This is a genomic window from Sinomicrobium pectinilyticum, from assembly GCF_003725735.1.
GTDB lineage: Bacteria > Bacteroidota > Bacteroidia > Flavobacteriales > Flavobacteriaceae > Sinomicrobium > Sinomicrobium pectinilyticum.
In genome coordinates this window covers 1-4,638 of record NZ_RJTM01000054.1, presented here as the reverse complement: position 1 = coordinate 4,638, position 4,638 = coordinate 1, and the positions used below count along the sequence as shown (strand labels likewise).

At 49.4% G+C, this 4,638-nt stretch carries 3 protein-coding genes; 2 read left to right on the top strand and 1 reads right to left on the bottom strand.

What is annotated here, in order from left to right:
• The first annotated feature begins 336 nt into the window (after positions 1-336).
• Both ED312_RS07695 and ED312_RS24485 read left to right on the top strand, forming a co-directional pair.
• Positions 337-735 (top strand): DUF7793 family protein, encoded by a 399-nt coding sequence (locus tag ED312_RS07695; RefSeq protein WP_148044241.1) that lies wholly within the window; start codon positions 337-339, stop codon positions 733-735.
• A gap of 164 nt (positions 736-899) precedes the next feature.
• Positions 900-1,031, top strand: coding sequence for a helix-turn-helix transcriptional regulator (locus tag ED312_RS24485; protein WP_123215430.1), 132 nt, complete (start codon positions 900-902; stop codon positions 1,029-1,031).
• Positions 1,032-1,268: 237 nt separating this feature from the next.
• On the opposite strand, the gene ED312_RS07685 is transcribed toward ED312_RS24485, so the two are convergent.
• The gene (locus ED312_RS07685) at positions 1,269-4,385 is read right to left on the bottom strand and encodes a non-ribosomal peptide synthetase family protein (RefSeq protein WP_123215428.1); all 3,117 of its coding nucleotides are present in this window, start codon (positions 4,383-4,385) and stop codon (positions 1,269-1,271) included.
• Positions 4,386-4,638: the final 253 nt, after the last annotated feature.

Sequence of the window (4,638 nt, the reverse complement as noted above, 5' to 3'; positions counted from 1 at the left end):
AGGAAGCCGGCTATAAAACCGCGCAGTCCTTTACCAGGGCGTTTTACAAGGAAACCGGGATCTATCCTTCGTATTTCTTAAAGCGGTTAAAAGCGGGCTCTTAAACATAATATCTTCCGGCTTTTTATAAAATTCCGTGGAAAATAAGGGAACATCAGAAGCTGGGCCTCCCCTGCAACGGTGAAATATTCCGTATTTCCGAAAAGATTAATTTTTTTCTGAATTACACCGGAAAAAACCGGTAAACTCGACCCTTACGGCCCTGGATTACCTTCCGGAAACTTCCAAAACCCGGAAATGCAAATAAATTATTTTGCTAATTTGTGGCGAATTTTTATGGACCCGATTATGTTTTCCGACACCGAAACTATAGAAAATGACTTTGCCTGTCTCCGGATCAGGGAAGGTATCCTGTATGCCGTATACAAACCCGGTACGGTAATCGATCTTAAAAAAGCCCGGCAGGTTACGGCCGACCGGCTGCGCCTGCAAAGAGAAAAAAACTACCCGGTATTTGTAGATCTCCGCGAGGTAACACGTGTGGAAAGGGCTGCCCGCCATTATTTTGCACACGAAGGCTCCATATTGCTCAATGCCATGGCGGTGCTGTACTCTACCTCGCAAACCCGGGCCATTGTAAATTTCTATATCGATGTCAATGTCCCGGTAATACCTACCAGGGCATTTACAGATCAATACTCCGCCCTGGATTACCTGAAACCTTTTACCCGATAAACCGCAACCGTCAACCTGAACCTGTCTTACCATGCCTGAAGAATATATTACCTTACCGGCCGCATACAAAGCCTGAGACATTTATTCATTGAAATATGCCGTGCCAGCTTTAGCATACGGATCAAACGCTCCGAAAAGGACACGCCTATCGAAAGGGCAAAAACCTGGTAGAATTTACCAACCTCCCGCTAAAGGCTATTGCCATAAGCATCGGTTATAGCCTGCCGCATTTTTGCGAAGTCTTCAAAGAGACATACGATATGACCCCGGGACAAATCCGGAAGGGAGGAGGGTAGTTGGGGAGTTCGGAGTTTGGGAGTTTTTTAGTTAGTAAGTTATTTAGGCTACACTCATTGACCCGATCCCTCTTTAGCCCCTATAGTCATCGGGAAAGGTAACGGAATTCCGAGGTGTATATTCATTTGCCCCCGGGTGCGCTGACCTTAACCACAGGAAAAGCAAAAAACGGGTTTGACTTTTCACATCAAACCCGTTTGTGGCATATGGTTTTTGTATTTGCGGCAACTGTTGCCTTAATTAGAGGCTACCGGGTAGAGATCGAGGTACTGTAGATACCTGTCCAGTATCCGTTTGTCAAATACCGGCTCCGTTATGCCCGATCCTTCCAGGAAGTCGATCACATTCCGGCAATCCCAGATATAGGTATGCTGGTAGAGTTCTACGGTGGACAGTCCTTTATACATATTGTCTTTAAACAGGCTTGTCAGCGGGTAAAGCGGGTTATTGATATCGTTTTCCCACTGCTTTCTCCAATCCTTGTATGGCAATTGTTCCAGGTCAAAGGCATAGTACCGCTTAAGCCGCTGAAAGAAATCTTCCAGGGTAAGGTTGGTTTCGGGGCGGGCTATAAGATTGAACTTTTTGCCGATAGCTTCGGGGTTTTTGGAGATATGTACAATGGCTTTGGTCATATAATCTACGGTAATAAGTCCTTCCCGGAGCTCGTCCAGTGCAGGGTAGTTCCCCGATTCTATACATGTTTTTACCAGTCCGGCCCACCATTGGTAGGGAGCACAGGCGCCCGTTTCGCTATTGCACATGGCGTATCCCAGTCGGTGTGTAATTACGGGAAGGCCTTTGCTCGCAGCCAGGTCGGCAATGGCTTCCATAACCCATTTGCTCCTTACATAGCCGATGTCCCGGCTTACTGATTGCAGGTTCTGGCCAATATCATCGCTTTCCTTCATCACCGTCTTATTGGTAAACACATGCCCCCAGCTGTATACGGAGATGGTAGACAGCAATACCAGGCACTTGGTTTTTTTCGTCGCCGCCAGGTGTATGATCTCCCGGAGCCCCTCCACATTGGGCGATTTCATATAGGAATACGGCTCAATGAAATTTACCGAACTGCCGGAATGATAGATCACATCGATGGTGCTGCTCAGTTCATCGTATGTTACCGCATCGAATCCCAGGTTTTTCCGGGAAAAATCACCGGGTACGGGAATAATGCGCCCTTTTTGTTCCGGTGTTATGGCTATACGATACCTGGAAAAGGTCTGTATGATCTTTTCCATGGCACGTGCCCCGTCATGGGCACGGACAAGGCAGTACACTGTTACGGAAGGATTGTCTTTGAGCAGGTCCTGCAGGAGATGGATTCCCACAAAACCCGTAGCGCCGGTGAGTAAGACGGCCTGCTGTTCCGCCAGGCGCTTCGTATCGTAATTCCCGGTAATCACCGTTTCCGGGTTCAGGTATACGTCGCGTTGCAATTCTACATAAGGTTCCACATCTTCTTCGGGCAACAGGGCTTCTTCCTTTCTTCGATCCAGTACGGTAGCCAGTTCGCGGATGGTAGGGTGCTGGTAGATGTCGCGGACATAGGCTTTTACGCCAAGGTTCTTTTCTATACCCGTAATCACAAAAGCCACCAAAATGGAATCGCCCCCGATATCGAAGAAATTATCTGAAATATTTACGGCGGAAAGCTCCAGGGCATCGCACCATACCGCGGCAATCATGCGTTCGGTGTCATTCGTAGGCGGGGCGGACAAAAGCACTTCCTCCGATTGTTCCCTGGCAAGCTCCAGCAGGCGGTCGCGGTCTGTCTTCCCGTTTTCGGTGAGGGGAATGCGGTCTACGGTGATAAAATGTCCCGGAACCATGTATTCGGGGAGTTCCTCCCGCAACACGGCCTGGATGTGCTCCCGTTCCGGTAAGGGTGCCCTGCCGCCCCCGGCGATAAAAGCAACCAGGTATTTATTGTGGCTTTTATTCTCCTTGGTGATCACCACGGCATTGTCTATTCCGGGTATATCGAGCAGACACCGCTCTATTTCGCCCGGTTCAACGCGGAAGCCCCTTATTTTTACCTGGTGATCCCTTCTCCCCAGGAACTGTATACGCCCGTCCGGTAACCAGCGGGCCAGGTCTCCCGTACCATAGAGTTTCTCGCCGGGAAGGGAAGGATGATCTGTAAACCGCTCCGCGGTAAGTTTTTCGTTGTTCAGGTACCCCGAAGACAATCCTATACCACTGATATATAATTCCCCGATGGCCCCCACAGGCAAAATTTTCCGGTGTTCATCCAGGATGTAAGCCCGGGTATTGGCTATGGGTTTCCCGATGGTAGACACAAAGGCGCCGTTTTCTTCCTTTACCTTGCGATACGTGGCAAATACCGTGCATTCGGTAGGACCGTAATAATCGATAAATTCGTAGGTAAGCCCGGACGTAAGCACGGGTTTGAGCTGTTCTCCCCCCGAGAACAAATAACGGAGAAACGGGCTGTTTTCTTCCCTGCTGCATGCTACCAGGGCAGGCGCCAATACCGAGGGCACAAAACCGTGCGTAATCCTGTTTTTCAGAACGTACTGCCACAAGGCGGCGGCATCGGTCCTTTCGCTGTCAGCAGCGACATATATGGCAGCTCCCGACAGCAGGGCAGACCATACTTCCCAGACCGAAATATCAAAGGCCAGTCCGGCTACAAGCGTCAGCCTGCATGTTTCATCCACCTCAAAATAATGGTTATGCCAGGTGATCAGGTGCTGAATGGCACGGTGTGCTATCATTACCCCCTTGGGTTTCCCTGTAGAGCCGGAAGTGTATATGACGTAAGCCAGTGCGTCCGGTCCGGGGAGTGTTTGCGGGGATACGGCAGGCACCCCGGTAAATACGTCCGGATCGTCCGCACACAATACACCGGCTTTACCCGGGGATAATTTCCCGGCCCGCGCACTGTGGGTAATTATAACATCCGCACCGGTATCTTCCACAATATATAAAGCCCGCTTCAGGGGATAATGCGGATCGACGGGTACATAGGCCGCCCCGGTTTTCAGTACACCGAGGATCGACACAAACCATTCCGGGGACCGGTCCATCCACACCGGCACCAGGTCGCCGGGCTTCACTCCCCTGGCCGTTAAGGCACCGGCCATCCGGTCGCTCTTTTCATCCAGTTCCTTATACGTAAGGCTGTATTCGCCGCAAATAACCGCCGTATTGCCCGGCGTACGGCTGGCCTGGCCTTTAAACAGGGAAACGAGAGTGGCTTCCGGATCGTAACCGTCCCAGGCCGTGTTGTTAAAGGCCTGCAGGGCCTGCTCTTGGCCTTCAACAGGCATAACTGTTCCGGAAGAAGCGTTTTCTCCTCCTTTAAAAATAGGTTGTTCGGACATAAGATTGGGGTTTAGAATTAATAATTGTTTTTACATCGGTTTATCTTTTTTTACCATGGTTTTCCCGGCTATTCTTTTGGCATTAGGGATGATCAATGATACATATCTATTCTTACATCAACGTAAATACATCATTAAAAAATTGTCTTTTACTCATAATATTTGAAGCTTATTCCTACAAACAAATATAATACATGCTCCGCATTATTCCATACGGATTTCCGTAATTGAAGTGTTCTTCGGGAATTTTCGG